A 16,752-nucleotide genomic window follows, 5' to 3' on the forward strand; every position below is an offset into this window, starting at 1 on the left:
GGTGTCGAGCATGGGCAGATCTCCTCAAAGCGTCTTGATGACATTGACCGAGACGGTCTCGGAGACTTCGCCGAACGACATCACGTCCAGCTCCCGGAAACGTCCCTCGACCAATTTTTTGATGTAGCGCCGCACATCGACCGAACACAGCAGCACCATGTCCTTGTGGGCGATGTGCACGCTGTCCAGGCCGACGCTGAGGCGGTCCATCAGCTCTTCCGACTCGGCCGGTTCCAGGTTGAGGAAACTGCCGCCCGAGGTTTGCCGGATGCCCCGGCGCACCACGTCTTCGAACTCCGCCGACAACAGCAGCACCCGCAGGTCGTTGCCCTGGGCAAACTTGTTGCTGATGTAGCGGGCCATGGCGCCACGAACATGCTCGACCAGCGCCAGCACATCCTTTTCCCGGGAGGCCCAATGGGCGAGGGACTCGAGGATCAGCTTCATGTTGCGCACGGAGATGCGCTCGCCGATCAAGCGCTGCAGCACTTCGGCGATCTTCTGCACCGTGACATGGCGATAGACTTCCTTGAGCAGGTCGGGGTAGCGCGCTTCCATTTCATCGAGCAACTGCTTGGTTTCCTGCACGCCGAAAAACTCCTGGATGTTGCGCGCCAGCAGCGTGACCAGGCAGCGATAGCATTCTTCGTCGGCAGGTCGCAGGTGATAGCCCAACTGCTGCACGCGCTCGCGGTCGGCGGCGGTGACCCAGACACCACCGAGGCGATTGCTGTCGTTGCCACGCACCAGGGCAAAGCCCAACGGCTCCAGCTCCGGCGAATAGTCCAGCAGGCGCCAGTGATCGAAATGAATATCGAACTGCTCGGCGCGCACTTCATTGATCAGCACCGCCACTTGATGGGCCGGCAACGCCTCGCTGGCCCGTAGCCGCGGTTCGGGAATGCGCAGCCCGTAATCGACGAAGAACTGGCTGCGAAAGCGCGCTGCCCAACGCTCCTTCTCCAGCGCTTGCAAGCGCACCGTGGGCACCAGCAGCATCAGGGCGATGGTTTCGGTGGCAATGTTGTCGACGTCATCGAGCAACCCCGACTCACCCTGCCCCGCGCCTGGCTCGGCAGGTTCGTTGCGGCTTTCGCCCGGGCTGGCCTGGCGCAAGGACTTGCGATGGCGCACAAACACCACCAGCCCCAGCACACTGGCAATCGAGAGAAAGGTCAGCAGCGGAAAACCGGGCAACAGGCCCACGCCCACCGCCAGCAACGCGGTGACACCGAGCACGAACGGATTGCCCAGCATCTGGGTGAGCATGTTGCGCCCCAGGTTGCTGTCATCACCGTTGACTCGGGTGACGATGAAGCCGGCGCCGATGGCGATCAGCAACGCGGGGATCTGGGCGACCAGGCCATCGCCGATGGTCAACAGCGTGTAGGTGGACAAGGCCGTGGACAGGTCCATGCCCAATTGCCCGATACCGATGGCCATGCCGCCGATGAAGTTGACGAAGATAATGATGATGCCGGCGATGGCATCGCCCTTGATGAATTTCATCGCCCCATCAAAAGAGCCGTACAACTGGCTTTCACGCTCCAGCACGCTGCGTTTTTCCCGCGCCTGGGCCGCATCGATGGCACCGGCCTTGAGGTCGCCGTCGATGCTCATCTGCTTGCCGGGCATGCCGTCCAGGGAAAAGCGCGCCGCCACTTCGGCGACCCGTTCCGAGCCTTTGGTAATCACGATGAACTGGACAATGGTGACGATGGAAAAAATCACGAAACCCACCACCAGGCTTTCGCCGATCACGAAGTCGCCGAACGACGCGATGATCTCGCCGGCATCGGCCTGGCTGAGAATCAGCCGGCTGGTGCTGATCGACAGCGCCAGCCGGAACAAGGTCGTCAACAGCAGCAGTGCCGGGAACGTCGAATAGCTGAGGATGCGTTCGATGTAGAACGAGCCCATGAACACCAACAGCGAGATGACGATGTTCAGGCCGATGAGAAAGTCCACCAGCACTGTCGGCAAGGGGATGATCAGCATGGCGATGATCATCACCATCAAGGTGAGGATCAGCAGCTCCGGGCGCGCGCCGACATTGCGCAAGAACACATTGAGCATTCAGGCCTGGCTCCGGGACAAGATCATGGGCGACCGCCGGACTGGTGCTGTTCGATGCATTCGTGGGCATAGGCCACGTCGGCCAGGCGCGTGAATTGAATGGCCAGGCGTTGCGGCGCCTCTTCATCGGCAAACAGCGGCGGCGGCAATTGCAGGCTGAGGCGACGCACGGCCTGCAACACCGTCGAGCGCTCCCGGTGGGCACTGAGCAGCACCCCCTCCCCCAACGCCCCGAGCAACAGCTGGTCGAGGTCATCGGGGTAGGTCAACACGCCGAGCAGGAACACCAGCCAGTCGGCCTCATGGGGGTTGTGCCGGCAGAGCAGTGCATCGCCGAGCACGGCGCCGATAAACAACGCATCGGCCGAGCGCAGGCGCTTGAGGTCGGTGACCCGGGTCAACAGTTGGCCGAACTCGATGCGCGAGCAACTGGGGTCCTGGGCGCTGATGTCGGTAAGCAATGCGGCTTCAATGAAGGCCAACACATTCGTGCGCTGTGCCGGGCCGTACAGGGCAATCCAGTCCTGGTAGCAACTGAGCGGGCCTTCGTCGGACTCGAGAAAATCCCGGTAGGTCTCGCGCAGCAGGCCGGCCCGCACCGCCATGCTCCTGCCGAACATCCTGGCCTTGAGCGCCGCGTTGATCCCGGCGTTCATGCGCTTGGGCGAGCCTTGGGCAACCACCGTCTGCAAGAGCGTTTCGAGCCGCTGGCGGGTGCGGGTTTCCAGATTCCGACGGCGCAACAACGCCCGCAGCACCAGCGCCAGGTCGCTGTCATCGGGGAACAAGCTACGCGCCATCTGCAGCAACCAGGCCACGGGCTTGTCCGCCAGCCGCGCCAGGCTCAGCACCTGTCGTGCCTTGGGCACGGTGTCATCCTCAAGCACGCGTTCGAAGGTGTCGGTCAGCGTCTCGGACTTGAGTTCGAACAAGCGCCGACCACGGAACTGCGTCAGCGCCGCCGACAGCTCGTCGCTGATCTGCACGATGCGCTGCGCCACCGCCGCCGTTGCGCTGTCGTCCAGCCCCGCCTCGGCGTCGACTTGCGGTTGTGGATGTTCGGCGGCCTTCTCGGCGTTCAGCCGCGCCTGGGCGGCCCGGCCACCCAGGGAAACCGGGGGCAGGATCATCGCTCTGACATCCGGAAGTACATTCGACGCACACGTTCGTGCTGCTCAGGACTGAGCAACGGCATGCCCGTCTCCACGGGTTCAAGAGCGTCGCGGATTTCCTTGGGCTGGATCAGGAACACCCGCACCGTGTTGGCCGAGCGGTTCTGGCGATAGCTGAACAAGCGGCCGATCCACGGAATCGATCCCAACACTGGCACGCGTCCAACCTGCTCGCCATGATCGTCACGGGTGAAGCCGCCCACCAGCAGGCTCTTGCCCTGGGGCACCCGCGCCACGGTACTGATGCGCGTGCGTCCGACCGTCGGCAACGCACTCTGTTGCTCACCCCGGCCGGGGTTCTCGACTTCGTTGCCGTCTTCGATATTGAGCGACATCTCGATCTCGTCCGCCTGGGCGAAGCGCGGCAGTACGCTGACCAGCGTGCCGTAGGTGATGTGCTGCAGATCGACACTGCGCTCCCCCACCAGCGGGGCGTAGAACGTGCGGTTGTTGTCGAAGATCGCCGGCACGTTTTCTTGCGTCAGGATCACCGGTCGCGAGACCACGTTCGCCCGGTGGGTGCGCTCCAGCGCCATGACCTGGGTCACGAACGAGGCGCCGTCGAGGGTGGTGGCCGAACCGGCGTTGAGCGAGGCGCTGAATTGCCCGCCTGACTTCACCGCGCCTTGCCAGTTGATACCCAACTGATTGAGTTCGTCCTTGTGCAGATCGATGATCCACAACGACAACTCGACATGGCGTTTCGGCGTGTCCAGGGCATTGACCAGATTCTCGATAAAGCGCACCTGCTCGGGCAGCCCCTTGACCAACAGGCTGTTGGTGTCCGGGTAGGCCACCACCCGAATGTTGCCGGCGGCCACCTCGCGCGCAATGATTCGCGGTGCCGTCGGATCCTGGTCCGAAGAGCTGTTCGCCAGGCCTTCGAGGGGAAACACCGGCATCGCGCCTCGTGGCCGCTGGGTGGCGGGTTGGGCCAGCGATGGCTCGACCTGTTGCTTCTCGCCGCGCAACAGCGCTTCGATCACGGTGGCCAGCCCGGGGATGGTCACCTTGTCGTCGCGCAGTTCATAGCGGCGGTCGCTGACGAAGGTATTGCGCACATGGATGACGCCAATCTGCTGCTTGCCCAGCAACAGCTCCGAACGCTGGTTGTCCATCAGCCCGGCCGCTTGCACCACCAGGTCGACATACATCGGCGGACCCGACACATGGAAGGTCCGCAAACCGTCGTGACGCAGCGGATAACGCGCATCGTGCAAGCCCGAACGCCCCAGGAACGCCTGGAGCTTGGCGACGGTCAGGGTCTGCAGCGACATCATCGCGCTCTTGATTTCCGAGGCGTCATACAGATAGATCGCCTGGCCATCGCTGTACCAGATCAACCCCATCTGTGCGCTGACTCGCTCGAAGGTCCGTTGCGGCATGCGCAGGTCGAACGTACCGCCAATGCGCTTGGCCGCCGCGGCCTTGCTGACGATGACCGGCTTGCCCAAGGACCCGGACAGCTCGCTGAAAAAAGTCCGCGCGCTCTGTTCGCGGGCTTCGAAGGTATAGACATCGGCCCTTGCGGCACCGGATGCGAGCAGCATCACAGCGCTAAGGCAGACGGATAAAAGGGATGGGGATAACGGTTGGCGGCTCATCGGCTCATTTGCCCGGAAGGTAGGTGATATCCGCCAGGCTGCTGGGCGCGAAACCCACCAGTTCGCGGATCTCCTTGGAAAAATGTGACGACGAAGCAAAGCCGAACTCCAGCGCGACATCAGTCAACGAGCCGTCCTGAAGGCTCATGTTCAACAGCGCCTGGGCCGTGCGCCAACCACGCAAGGCCGGCTTGGCCGCAGAGCCCAGGGCTTGGCGACAAAGCCTGCGAAAATGCGAAACCGATACGCCGTAGCGTTGCGCCAGCGTGTTCAGTTTTTCGCTGCGGGTGCCTTGCTCCAGAAGGAAACGCACGAGCCCGTAGCTCTCGTGATGACGCAGCAGGTGGGCGACCGCGTGATAGGCCGGCGTTCCGCTCATCGCCTGGCCGATGTACCAGCGTTCGAACCGTTGCGGCGAGCGGACGGTTTCCCCCGCCACCGGCAACAGGGCCCATGGCCCGGCGTCCAGTCTTTGCCCGGCATCCACCAGGGCATCGCTCATGTCCAGGAACGCCTGCAGCTTGACCAGCGTCGCTTCGCAAACCGGCGTGACATGCAACTCGCCGCCACAGAAGCGCAGCGAATCGCTCTGTACCACCAACCCCTCCCAACCGACGGGCAGGCAGTGGCTGCGGCCCAACCGCCCGGCGCTCAGTTGAACCGGGGCCCGGGCCACGCGCAGGTGCAGCACGCGTTCGCCCAGATCAGGCAATGCTGTGGCGCGAATGGATGTGTCCTGCATGCCGTCTCCTTTGCTAAGTGGCGTTGGAAGGACCGACAGGATGAAAGACACGACGCCTGGAATCTTGATGGGAAGGTGATGAGGGCTCGGCTGGCATATGCCTTGCACCATTACTGCTCATCGGCGCCGGTGCCAAAGGCCAAATGAGTGCCAAACTGATTAAGTGGAAGGTGAAGCGCGATGAATGAAGTTCCAGCCAACCCCCTGGCCTGGGTCAACGGCAGCGATGCCCCGGAAAAGAGCGCGGTCAACCTCGGGTTCATGGCCTTGAGCGACTGCGCCCCGGTCGTCGTGGCCGCTACCCAGGGCTTCGCCCAGCCCTACGGCCTGACCCTGAACCTCAAGCGCCAGGCGTCCTGGGCCAACCTGCGCGACAAGCTGGTCAGCGGTGAAATCGATGCAGCCCACAGCCTGTATGGCCTGATCTACGCGGTGCACCTGGACATCGGCGGGGTCGCGGCGAGCGACATGGCCGTGCTGATGGGGCTGAACCAGAATGGCCAAAGCATCAACCTGTCCCATGGCCTGCAAGCCCAGGGCGTGACCAGTCCTGAGGCACTGGAACGGCACGTGCACCAAACTCGCCCGAAACTGACCTTCGCCCAGACTTTCCCCACCGGCACCCACGCCATGTGGCTCTATTACTGGCTCGCCGCCCAGGGCATCCACCCGTTGTCGGATGTCGACAGCGTGGTCGTACCTCCGCCGCAAATGATCGCGCACCTGCAAGCCGGGCGTATCGACGGGTTTTGCGTCGGCGAGCCCTGGTGCGCCAGCGCGGTGAAGCAGAACCTCGGTTTTACCCTGGCGACGACCCAGACCATCTGGCCCGATCACCCGGAAAAAGTCCTGGGCTGCACCCGCGCGTTCGTCGAGCAATACCCCAATACCGCCCGGGCCCTGGTGATGGCGATCCTCGAAGCCAGCCGCTTCATCGAACAAAGCAGCGAAAACCGTCGCAGCACCGCGCAACTGTTAAGTGCGCCCGAATACCTCGACGCTCCGCTGGACTGCATCGAGCCGCGCCTGCTGGGCATCTATGCCGACGGCTTGGGCAACAGTTGGCAGGATCCCCACGCCATGCGCTTTCATGGCAACGGCGAGGTGAACCTGCCGTACCTGTCCGACGGCATGTGGTTCATGACCCAGTTCCGCCGCTGGGGCCTGCTGCGCGAAGACCCGGATTACCTGGCCGTGGCCCAGGGCGTCCAGCAACTCAAGCTCTACCGCGAAGCCTGCGCGGCACTGGACATCGCGTCCCCGCGCCAGGACATGCGCAGCAGCCTACTGATCGACGGCACCACCTGGGACGGCTCGGACCCGGCCGGGTACGCCCGCAGCTTCAAACTGCACGCCTTGAGCGATGCGGCTCCCCTTCTCGCCAGCCGCTGACAGGAGCCACGACCATGCTGCGTATCCTGCTGATCAACGACACCGCGAAAAAAGTCGGTCGCCTCAAGGCCGCCCTGATCGAAGCCGGGTTCGAAGTCATCGACGAATCCGGCCTGACCATCGACCTGCCAGCGCGCGTCGAAACGGTGCGTCCGGACGTGATCCTGATCGATACCGAGTCACCCGGGCGCGATGTGATGGAGCAAGTGGTGCTGGTCAGTCGCGACCAGCCACGACCGATCGTCATGTTTACCGACGAGCACGACCCCAATGTGATGCGCCAGGCGATCAAGTCGGGCGTCAGCGCCTACATCGTCGAAGGCATCCACGCCGCGCGCCTGCAACCGATCCTCGACGTGGCCATGGCCCGCTTCGAAAGCGACCAGGCCCTGCGCGCCCAACTCCTGGCCCGGGACCAGCAATTGGCTGAGCGCAAGCGCATCGAACTGGCCAAGGGCATGCTGATGAAGATGAAGGAGTGCAACGAGGAACAGGCCTACACCCTGATGCGCCGCCAGGCCATGAGCCGCCAGCAGAAGCTGATCCAGGTGGCGGAACAGATCATTGCCATGAATGAGCTGCTGGGCTGAAAGCCTTGTAGCGCCTGCCTTGCCCCCTACTAATGATCGTTCCCACGCTCTGCGTGGGAATGCCGCCAGGGACGCTCCGCGTTCCGCTTCACAAGGTGACGCAGAGCGTCACGGGATGCATTCCCACGCAGAGCGTAGGAACGATCATGACAGACCTGGCACAGATCTCGCTTAAGCAAACCCACAGGTAACCAACGGCGGTTGCCCCACCTACGACAAAGACGTCGCACACCCTTCTTGCCTCTCTGGCGATCCGGGTTGCGGCGTTTTTTTGTTTTGGTCCTTCGGGACCGGTGGTGCGACCACAGACGGCGCACTGCTCAAAGCACTGACTCATTTCTCGAGACTTTTACAGCTGAGGTGCGCGATGAATTCAAGCTTCTGGAAATCCGGCCATACCCCGACACTGTTCGCGGCCTTCCTCTACTTCGACCTGAGCTTCATGGTCTGGTACCTGCTCGGTCCACTGGCGGTACAGATCTCTGCCGACCTGCACCTGACCACCCAGCAACGCGGCCTGATGGTCGCGACGCCGATCCTGGCTGGCGCCGTGCTGCGTTTGTTCATGGGCCTGCTGGCCGACCGGATCTCACCAAAAACCGCAGGCATGGTGGGCCAGGTGATCGTGATCGGAGCGCTGTTCTGCGCCTGGAAACTGGGCATCCACAGCTACGAACAAGCCCTGCTGCTCGGCCTGTTCCTGGGCGTGGCCGGCGCTTCGTTCGCCGTAGCCCTGCCGCTGGCCTCCCAGTGGTATCCGCCACAGCATCAAGGCAAGGCCATGGGCATTGCCGGCGCCGGTAACTCGGGCACCGTGCTCGCGGCGTTGATCGCACCGGTGATGGCGGTGGCCTTCGGTTGGAGCAACGTGTTCGGCTTCGCGCTGATCCCGCTGGTGCTGACCCTGGTGCTCTTCGCCTGGTTGGCCAAGAACGCCCCCGAGCGGCCGAAAGCCAAATCCATGGCCGACTACCTCAAGGCCCTGGGCGACCGTGACAGCTGGTGGTTCATGTTCTTCTACAGCGTGACCTTCGGCGGCTTCATCGGCCTGGCCAGCGCCCTGCCCGGCTACTTCAACGACCAGTATGGCCTGAGCCCCGTCACGGCCGGCTACTACACCGCCGCCTGCGTCTTCGGTGGCAGCCTGATGCGTCCATTGGGCGGCGCGCTGGCGGACCGTTTCGGCGGCATCCGCACCTTGCTGGGCATGTACACCGTAGCGGCCGTCTGCATCGCCGCAGTGGGCTTCAACCTGCCGAGCTCCTACGCAGCCCTGGCCCTGTTCGTCTGCACCATGCTCGGTTTGGGTGCAGGCAACGGCGCGGTGTTCCAACTGGTGCCACAACGCTTCCGTCGCGAAATCGGCGTGATGACCGGGCTGATCGGCATGGCCGGCGGTATCGGCGGCTTCGCCCTGGCGGCGGGCATGGGTGCAATCAAGCAGAGCACCGGCAGCTATCAACTGGCCCTGTGGTTGTTTGCCAGCCTCGGTGTCCTGGCCTGGTTCGGCCTGTACGGCGTCAAGCGTCGCTGGAGAACCACTTGGGGTTCGGCAGCTGTCACCGCTGCTCGGGTATAACCTGCAACCATGAGCCTGCAATTGAGTTTCGCCGAAGCCAGCGCCATCGGCCCACGGGAGGAAAACCAGGACGCCCTGCGCCTGGTCACCCCCGCCCCGGCCCTGGCCGCTAGCAAGGGTTACCTGTTCGCCATCGCCGACGGCGTGAGCCAATGCGCCGATGGCGGATTGGCCGCCCGCTCGACCTTGCAGGCGTTGGCCCTGGACTACTATTCCACGCCGCAAACCTGGGGCGTGGCCCAGGCGCTGGACCGGCTGTTGCTGGCCCAGAATCGCTGGCTGCAAGCCAACGGTGGCGGGCAACCGCTGCTCACCACCGTCAGCGCCCTGGTCCTGCGGGGCCGGCGCTTCACCCTCGCGCATGTCGGTGATTGCCGGGTCTACCGCTGGCACGCCGATCATCTGCAACGGGTCAGTGAAGATCACGTCTGGGAACAGCAAGGCATGCAACATGTGCTCAAGCGGGCCCTGGGGCTGGACCAACACCTGATCCTCGACTTCCTCGACGGGGAACTGCGCACCGACGAAACCTTCGTATTGCTCAGCGATGGCGTCTGGGCAGTCCTGGGGGACACGGCCATCGCCGGCATCCTGCGCGACCAACCGGACCTGGACCTTGCGGCCCAGACGCTGGTCAACGCCGCGCACCTGGCCGGTAGCCAGGACAACGCCAGCGCCTTGTTGGTGCGGGTCGATGCCGTGGGCGAAGCCAGCATTGGCGATGCCCTGATCCAGTTGCAGCAATGGCCCCTGCCGCCTGCGCTGAAACCGGGCCAGGTGTTCGAGGGCTGGCAGATCGAAAGCCTGCTCGGCCAGAGTCAGCAATCGTTGCTCTACCGGGTACGCGACGGCCAGGGCCAACCCTGGCTGCTGAAAACCTTACCCGTGCAGCTACGGGACGATAGCCGGGCTGGGCAGGCATTGCTCTCGGAGGAGTGGTTTCTCAAGCGCGTCGCCGGGCGGCAGTTTCCCGAGGTCCATGGCGCTCCCCAGCGTCAGCATTTGTACTACGTGATGCGTGAGTATCCAGGTGCGACCCTGGCCGAGCTGTTCAACCAGGGCGGTCCGCTGCCCCTGGCTCAATGGCAGGACCTGGCGCAGCGGCTGGTACGGGCGGTAGGCCTGTTGCATCGAAGGCAGATCTACCACCGCGACATCAAGCCGGAAAACCTGCACCTGGGCGACGACGGCGAGTTGCGCTTGCTGGATTTCGGCCTGGCGTACTGCCCGGGCCTGTCCGAGGACCAGGCCAACGTCTTGCCCGGCACCCCCAGCTACATTGCCCCGGAAGCCTTCGGCGGCACCGCGCCCACGGCGCAGCAGGATTTGTATGCCGTCGGCGTGACCTTGTATTTCCTGCTGACCGGGCACTATCCCTACGGCGAAATCGAAGCCTTTCAACGCCCGCGCTTTGGCGTGCCGGTCAGTGCCAGTCGCTATCGGCCGGACTTGGCCGAATGGCTCGGGCAGAGCCTGGAACGTGCCGTCGCGGCGGATCCGGAGCAGCGTTTTGAGACGGCCGAGGAATGGTTGTTGCTGCTGGAACAGGGCGAGCGCCGCAGCTTGAGCGTAAGGCCCAGGCCGCTGCTGGAAAGGGAACCACTGAAGGTCTGGCGGACGTTGGCGCTGGTGTCGTTGGTGGTGAATATTGTGTTGCTGTTCCTGGTGTTTCACTCATGACAACCGTGGCGAGGGAGCTTGCTCCCGCTGGGCTGCGAAGCAGACCCAAAAAACAGGCAACCGCTGCGCGCTTGAGCGGGAGCAAGCTCCCTCGCCACAAAAGCTTTCTCGCCAGCCCTTCCACGCTCCATTACCGGGCAACACGCTTTGATTCGGTGCAATAAATCCCTCCCCAATCCGCTCAACCAGCCCGTTGCTCAATAAATTCGCGCCTTCGAGCCAGTTGGCACAACCACTGCATAACCTCTTTCACCATACATAAAGCAACGCCTCCAACGATGAAGGCGGTGCTTCCCGAGAGAACGGGACCAGGACAAAGGCGTCCTCGCTAGCTTGCTAGCGGGACGCCTTTTTTTGTTTTCGTAAAAATGACCGAGCCAGTCCGATCGCCGTGATAAAGCGGACCTGAGCTTGCGGAGAACCCTGATGAAGAAACTCAAACTGGTGATGATCGGCAACGGCATGGCCGGGGTTCGAACCCTCGAGGAACTGCTCAAGCTGAGCAACGAGCTGTACGACATCACGGTGTTCGGCGCCGAGCCCCACACCAACTACAACCGCATCCTGCTCTCGCCGGTGCTGGCCGGTGAGCAGACGTTCGAAGAGATCGTGCTCAACGACCTGAGCTGGTACCTGGACAACAACATCAAGCTGCTGCTCAACCGCAAAGTGGTGGAGATCGACCGGGTCAAGCGCCGGGTCATCGCCGAAGACGGCAGCGAAGCCGAATACGACCGCCTGCTGATCGCCACCGGCTCCACGCCCTTCATCCTGCCGATTCCTGGCAACACCCTGGAAGGCGTGATCGGCTACCGCGACATCGCCGACACCCAGGCGATGATCAACACCGCCAAGACCCACAAGCACGCCGTGGTCATCGGCGGCGGCCTGCTCGGGCTGGAAGCGGCCAACGGCTTGAAACTGCGGGGCATGGACGTGACCGTCGTCCACATCGGTGAATGGCTGTTGGAACGGCAACTGGACAAGACCAGCGGCCAACTGCTGCAGACCGCCCTGGAAAACCGTGGTCTGAAATTCCGCCTCTGCGAACAGACCCAGGCCTTGCACGACGCCGGCAATGGCCGGGTCGGCTCGGTCCAGTTCAAGAACGGCGACATCATCCCCGCCGACCTGGTGGTGATGGCCGCCGGCATCCGTCCCAACACCGAACTGGCGGAAAAATCCGGCATCCCGTGCAACCGCGGGATCCTGGTCAACGACACGATGCAAACCTACGACCCGCGTATCTACGCAATCGGTGAATGCGCCAGCCACCGCGGCACGGCCTACGGCCTGGTGGCGCCGTTGTTCGAACAGGCCAAGGTCTGCGCCAACCACCTCGCGCAACTGGGCTTCGCCACTTACAAGGGTTCGGTCACCTCGACCAAGTTGAAGGTCACCGGCATCGACCTGTTCTCCGCCGGCGACTTCATGGGCGGCGAAGGCACCGAAACCATCACCCTTTCCGACCCCATCGGCGGCGTCTACAAAAAACTGGTGATCAAGGATGACGTGCTGGTCGGCGCCTGCCTGTACGGCGACACCGCAGACGGTGGCTGGTATTTCCGCCAGATCCGTGAAAACCACGGCATCAGCGAAATTCGCGACCACCTCATGTTCGGGGAAAACGCCCTCGGCGACGTAGGCCACCAGGGCCAGGACAAAGCCATGAGCATGGCCGACACCGCCGAAGTCTGCGGCTGCAACGGCGTATGCAAGGGCACCATCGTCAAGGCGATCCAGGAACACGGGCTGTTCAGCGTCGATGACGTGAAAAAACACACCAAGGCCGCCAGTTCCTGCGGTTCCTGCGCCGGCCTGGTGGAGCAGATCCTGATCAACACCGTCGGCGGCGCGGCGGACGTCAAGCCGAAAAGCGAAAAAGCCATCTGCGGTTGCAGCGACCTCAACCACGGCCAGATCCGCCAGGCGATCCGCGACCAGCACCTGCTGACCATCGCCGGGGCCATGAGCTACCTGAACTGGCGCACCCCCAACGGCTGCGCCACCTGCCGCCCGGCGTTGAACTACTACCTGATTTCCACCTGGCCTGGCGAAGCCCAGGACGACCCACAGTCGCGCCTGATCAACGAACGCGCCCACGCCAACATCCAGAAAGACGGCACCTACTCCGTGGTCCCGCGGATGTGGGGTGGCGTGACCAACCCTTCGGAACTGCGGCGCATCGCCGACGTGGCCGACAAGTACAACGTGCCCATGGTCAAGGTCACCGGCGGTCAGCGCATCGATTTGCTGGGCATCAAGAAACAGGACCTGCCCGGTGTGTGGAAAGACCTCGACATGCCGTCCGGCCACGCCTACGGCAAGTCCATCCGCACCGTGAAGACCTGCGTGGGCAGCGAGTTCTGCCGCTTCGGCACGCAGAATTCCACCCAACTGGGTATCGAGCTGGAGCACGACCTGTTCAACATGTGGTCGCCGCACAAAGTGAAACTGGCCGTCTCCGGTTGCCCACGCAACTGCTCGGAAGCCGGGATCAAGGACGTCGGCATCATCGGCGTCGACTCCGGCTGGGAGATGTACATCGGCGGCAACGGCGGGATCAAGACCGAGGTCGCCGAGTTTTTCGTCAAGCTCAAGACTGCCGAAGAAGTGCGTGAATACAACGGCGCCTTCCTGCAGCTGTACCGCGAAGAAGCCTTCTACCTCGAACGCACCGTGCACTACATGCAGCGGGTCGGCATGGAGCACATCAAGAAAGCCGTGCTGGAAGACTCGGAACGGCGCAAAGCGCTCCATGAGCGGTTGAAGTTTTCCCTGTCGCTGGAGCAAGACCCCTGGAAACAACGCCTGGAACAGCCTCAGTTGAAAAAAGAGTTTGAGGTCATCCCCGTGAAAAACCTGGAGGTGCCGGCATGAACTGGCTGGATATCTGCGCACTGGAAGAGATCAATATCCTGGGTTCGCGCATCATCAATGGCCCGAAAGGCGATATCGCGATTTTTCGTACCAGCGACGATGAAGTGTTCGCCCTCGATGACCGTTGCCCACACAAGGGTGGCCCATTGTCCCAAGGGTTGGTCTACGGCAAGCGCGTGGCCTGCCCGCTGCACAACTGGCAGATCGACCTGGAAAGCGGTCAGGCCCAAGCCCCCGACGTAGGTTGCGCCCATCATCATTCGGCCCGGGTCGAAAATGGCCGGGTGCAGTTGGCCCTGCGGGACGCAAGCTGATGAACCGCCAGATCACGGCCTCGACCTGCTGTTATTGCGGGGTCGGTTGCGGCGTCTTGATCGAGCATGATGGCGAGCGCATCCTCGGCGTCAGCGGCGATCCCGCCCATCCGGCCAACTTTGGCAAACTGTGCAGCAAGGGCTCGACACTGCACCTGACCGGCGACCTCGCCGCCCGCGCCCTCTATCCTGAGTTGCGCCTGGGCAAAGGCCTGGCCCGCGCCCGCACCGATTGGGACAGCGCCCTGGATCACGCCGCCAGTGTCTTCGCCGAGACCATCGCCGAGCACGGCCCCGACAGCGTGGCGTTCTACATCTCCGGCCAATTGCTGACCGAGGACTACTACGCCTTCAACAAGCTCGCCCGGGCATTGGTGGGCACCAATAACATCGACAGCAATTCGCGGTTGTGCATGTCCTCCGCCGTGGTGGGTTACAAGCGCAGCCTCGGCGCCGACGCCCCGCCCTGCAGCTACGAAGACCTGGAACTGAGCGATTGCGTGATGATCGTCGGCAGTAACATGGCCTACGCCCATCCAATCCTCTTTCGCCGTCTCGAAGAGGCTAAATCCCGCCGGCCGCAGATGAAAATCATCGTCATCGACCCCCGGCGCACCGACACTTGCGATCTGGCGGACCTGCACCTGGCGATCCTGCCCGGCACCGACGTCGCCTTGTTCCATGGGATCTTGCACCTGCTGCTGTGGGAAGACTGGGTCGACCGCGACTTCATCAAGGCCCATACCGAAGGGCTGGCGGACCTGAAAAACCTGGTACGTGATCACACCCCGACCATGGTCGCGCAGTTGTGCGGCATCAGTGTCGAACAACTGCAGCAGTGCGCCGAGTGGGTCGGCACGTCGCCGACTTTCCTGTCCTTGTGGTGCATGGGCCTGAACCAGTCCACCGCCGGCAGCGCGAAAAACAGCGCACTGATCAACCTCCACCTGGCCACGGGGCAAATCGGCCGGCCGGGGGCGGGGCCTTTCTCGCTGACCGGCCAACCCAATGCCATGGGCGGGCGGGAAACCGGCAGCCTGTCGAACCTGCTGCCGGGCCATCGCGAAGCCGCCAACCCGGAGCATCGTGCCGAAGTCGCCCACTACTGGGGCGTCGAGCAACTGCCCGCCACCACTGGCTTGAGCGCCATCGAGCTGTTCGAACAGGTGCGCAGCGGCAAGATCAAGGCCTTGTGGATCGCCTGCACCAACCCTGCGCAATCGATGCCGGACCAGACTGCGGTACGTGAAGCCCTGCAAGCCTGCCCATTCGTGGTCTTGCAGGAAGCTTTCCGGACCACCGAAACCGCCGCGTTTGCCGACCTGCTGCTACCAGCGGCCAGTTGGGGCGAGAAAGAAGGTTCGGTGACCAACTCCGAACGGCGCATTTCCCACGTCCGTCGAGCCATCGGCGCACCGGGTGAAGCACGGCCGGACTGGGCAATCACGGTAGATTTCGCACAACGCCTGGAAAAACACCTGCGCCCGAGCTTGCCGAGCCTGTTCGCCTTTGAAAGCCCGGCCCAACTGTTCGATGAATACAAACAGCTGACCCGTGGCCGCGACCTGGACTTGTCCGGCATCAGCCATGCCCTGATCGATCAACTCGGCCCTCAGCAATGGCCCTTCCCGGACGGCGCCACGGTCGGGACGGCGCGCCTGTACGTGGACGGGATTTTTCCTACCGACAACGGCCGGGCGCGTTTTGTGGCCGACCCCTATCGCGCCGCCAAGGAAGTGCGTGACGCCCGCTACCCATTGACCCTGAACACCGGCCGCTTGCGTGACCAGTGGCACGGCATGAGCCGTACCGGTACCGCCGCGCAGTTGTTTGGTCATGTGAACGAAGCGGTACTCAGCCTGCACCCCGACGAACTGCTCCGGCATCGCCTGCAAGCGGGCGACCTGGTCAGCCTCAAGAGCCGTCGCGGCAGCGTGATCGTGGCCGTGGACAGCGACGACAGTGTGCGCCCCGGCCAGGCCTTCCTGCCCATGCACTGGGGCGACCGGTTCCTCAAGGGTGGCGTGAATACCCTGACGCAACCGGCCTTCGACCCCTTGTCGAAACAACCGGAACTCAAGCACAGCGGCGTGCGCCTGGAACCGGTGGACCTGCCTTGGCAGCTTTTCGCCTTGATCGAAGGCGATGTTCAACAGCATCTGGAGGTTCTACGGCCCCTGTGTGAGGCGTTTTCCTACGTCAGTCTGAGCCTGACTGGCCGTGAGCGTCCCGCGTTGCTGATTCGCGCTGCTAGCGCCATCGCTCCCGAACCGCAACTGCTCCAGGCCATCGACGAACAATTGGGCCTGATCGATGGGCCGGTGCTGGCCTATGACGATCCGCGTCGCTCCATCGGTAAACGGGTGCGCATCGAAAACGGCCGCATCACCGCCATTCGCCTGGCCGGCGAAACCCTGGCCCGCCACTGGCTGCAGAACCTGTGGCTGGAAGGTCGTGCCGATGAACAACTGCGGCGCTGGCTGCTGGCGCCTCTGAGCGCGCCGCCAGGCAACGTCGGCGCCGCAACGGGTGGCAGTAAAACGCTGTGCAACTGCATGAACGTCAGCCAGCGTGCGATCTGCGCAGGCATCGAACGCGGCCTGGACTTGCAGGGGCTCAAACAGGAACTGGGCTGTGGCACGCAATGCGGCTCCTGCGTACCGGAAATCAAGCGCCTGCTGGTTGCCACTGCGCAACCGCTGGCAGCTATCTCGTGAGGAAAA

At 63.3% G+C, this 16,752-nt stretch carries 11 protein-coding genes; 7 read left to right on the forward strand and 4 right to left on the reverse strand.

Features of this window, described 5'->3' with window-relative positions:
- Positions 1–24 precede the first annotated feature (24 nt).
- From Q7F16_RS22905 to Q7F16_RS22920, 4 genes are read right to left on the reverse strand one after another with little or no spacing between them, the layout of a single operon-like run.
- On the reverse strand, positions 25–2,076 hold the full coding sequence (locus Q7F16_RS22905) for an EscV/YscV/HrcV family type III secretion system export apparatus protein (protein ID WP_409556931.1): 2,052 nt from the start codon (positions 2,074–2,076) through the stop codon (positions 25–27).
- Between the two features lie 23 nt (positions 2,077–2,099).
- On the reverse strand, positions 2,100–3,206 hold the full coding sequence (gene sctW, locus Q7F16_RS22910; protein ID WP_046063810.1) for a type III secretion system gatekeeper subunit SctW: 1,107 nt from the start codon (positions 3,204–3,206) through the stop codon (positions 2,100–2,102).
- Positions 3,203–4,798, reverse strand: coding sequence for a type III secretion system outer membrane ring subunit SctC (gene sctC / locus Q7F16_RS22915; protein WP_409556932.1), 1,596 nt, complete (start codon positions 4,796–4,798; stop codon positions 3,203–3,205). The genes sctW and sctC overlap by 4 nt, the downstream gene beginning before the upstream one ends.
- Positions 4,799–4,856: 58 nt before the next feature.
- A complete protein-coding gene (locus tag Q7F16_RS22920; protein ID WP_046063808.1) occupies positions 4,857–5,594 on the reverse strand; it encodes a helix-turn-helix domain-containing protein in 738 nt (245 codons plus the stop codon).
- Between the two features lie 180 nt (positions 5,595–5,774).
- On the opposite strand from Q7F16_RS22920, the gene Q7F16_RS22925 reads away from it, so the two are divergent.
- The 7 genes from Q7F16_RS22925 to Q7F16_RS22955 all read left to right on the forward strand — a co-directional run bounded on the left by Q7F16_RS22925 (position 5,775) and on the right by Q7F16_RS22955 (position 16,746).
- Complete coding sequence (locus Q7F16_RS22925) at positions 5,775–6,986, forward strand: CmpA/NrtA family ABC transporter substrate-binding protein (RefSeq protein ID WP_409556933.1); 1,212 nt, start codon at positions 5,775–5,777, stop codon at positions 6,984–6,986.
- A 14-nt stretch (positions 6,987–7,000) separates the two neighbouring features.
- Positions 7,001–7,576, forward strand: coding sequence for an ANTAR domain-containing response regulator (locus tag Q7F16_RS22930; RefSeq protein ID WP_003199539.1), 576 nt, complete (start codon positions 7,001–7,003; stop codon positions 7,574–7,576).
- A 367-nt stretch (positions 7,577–7,943) separates the two neighbouring features.
- Positions 7,944–9,155 (forward strand): nitrate/nitrite transporter, encoded by a 1,212-nt coding sequence (locus Q7F16_RS22935; protein ID WP_014337339.1) that lies wholly within the window; start codon positions 7,944–7,946, stop codon positions 9,153–9,155.
- Between the two features lie 9 nt (positions 9,156–9,164).
- Positions 9,165–10,835, forward strand: a complete 1,671-nt coding sequence (locus Q7F16_RS22940) for a bifunctional protein-serine/threonine kinase/phosphatase (protein ID WP_046063806.1) — start codon at positions 9,165–9,167, stop codon at positions 10,833–10,835.
- Positions 10,836–11,261: 426 nt separating this feature from the next.
- Entirely contained in the window at positions 11,262–13,715 is a 2,454-nt protein-coding gene (gene nirB, locus Q7F16_RS22945) for a nitrite reductase large subunit NirB (RefSeq protein ID WP_018605254.1), read from the forward strand.
- Positions 13,712–14,029: a nitrite reductase small subunit NirD gene (gene nirD, locus Q7F16_RS22950; RefSeq protein ID WP_018605256.1), complete on the forward strand. Its 318-nt coding sequence runs from the start codon at positions 13,712–13,714 to the stop codon at positions 14,027–14,029. The genes nirB and nirD overlap by 4 nt, the downstream gene beginning before the upstream one ends.
- Positions 14,029–16,746 (forward strand): nitrate reductase, encoded by a 2,718-nt coding sequence (locus Q7F16_RS22955; protein WP_409556934.1) that lies wholly within the window; start codon positions 14,029–14,031, stop codon positions 16,744–16,746. Before nirD ends, Q7F16_RS22955 begins: the two co-directional genes overlap by 1 nt.
- The last annotated feature ends 6 nt before the right edge of the window (positions 16,747–16,752 follow it).

The organism is Pseudomonas sp. Lb2C2 (assembly GCF_052112205.1).
Classification (GTDB): Bacteria; Pseudomonadota; Gammaproteobacteria; order Pseudomonadales; family Pseudomonadaceae; genus Aquipseudomonas; species Aquipseudomonas kilonensis.